The 937-nt window shown below is 61.3% G+C and carries 1 protein-coding gene; it reads right to left on the bottom strand.

All coding sequences use genetic code 11. From position 1 onward, the window contains the following. A partial coding sequence (locus tag sphsw_RS17320) for an IS481 family transposase (protein WP_031441711.1) occupies positions 1-937 on the bottom strand: 937 nt, incomplete at both ends.

Genomic DNA, 937 nt, shown 5'->3' with positions numbered 1-937 from the left:
CCCAGCATATGGTGGATCGGATCGACGATGAACCTGTCCGGCTCTGACGTCCAGATCTTGGCGATGTATTCGTAGGGTGTAAGGCCGCTGAGCGTCTTCAGTCGGCGGGCAAAATTATACGCAGCCATGAAGTCGGCAAGGTGCGTCCGTAGCTGCTCGTGGCTCTCGTAGTGGAAGCGTTTGACGGTCGCCTCCTTGATGGTGCGGTTCATCCGCTCAACCTGACCATTGGTCCAAGGGTGGTTCGGCTTGGTAAGCCGGTGCTCGATGTCATTGGCTTCGCAGATCATGTCGAAGCGCATCTGCCGCGACCAGGCGGTGTTGCGGTTGCCCGGCTGCTCGGCGAACTGGATCCCGTTGTCAGTTAGGATCGTGTGGATCCGGTACGGCACCGCTTTCAGCAGGTGTTCCAGGAATTCCCAAGCCGTCCGCCTGTCAGCCTTGTCGACCAACTGCGTCACCGCGAACTTACTCGTGCGGTCGACGCCTACGAACAGATAAAGCTTGCCTTCGGCGGTCTGCACCTCGGCGATATCCACGTGGAAGAAGCCGATAGGGTAGCGTTTGAAGCGCTGTCGCTTTGGCTTGTCGCCTTCGATGTCCGGCAGACGGGAGATGCCATGGCGTTGCAGGCAGCGGTGCAGCGCTGACCGGCTCAGGTGCGGGATCGACGGCTGCAATGCGTAGAGGCAGTCGTCCAGCGGCAGCAACGTGTGACGCCGGAATGCGACGACCGCTGCCTCCTCGGCTTCGGTTAGGGTCGTGGAGTGAGGGGCCTTCGGCCCGGTCTTCAGATCCTCGACCGTCGCCCGCTTACGCCACTTCGCCACCGTCTTGGGGTTGATCCCCAGTTCCTGGCTCAACGTCGCGAGCGAAGCTTGCGATCGCTGTATTGCTGCTCTGACGGCGTGCGTGGTCGTGGCGCTCCCGTGACGTA

It is taken from the genome of Sphingomonas sp. FUKUSWIS1 (assembly GCF_000733135.1).
Taxonomy (GTDB): domain Bacteria; phylum Pseudomonadota; class Alphaproteobacteria; order Sphingomonadales; family Sphingomonadaceae; genus Sphingomonas; species Sphingomonas aerolata.
Note: the sequence above shows the minus strand (reverse complement) of the source record. Positions and strands in the feature narration are given on the sequence as shown.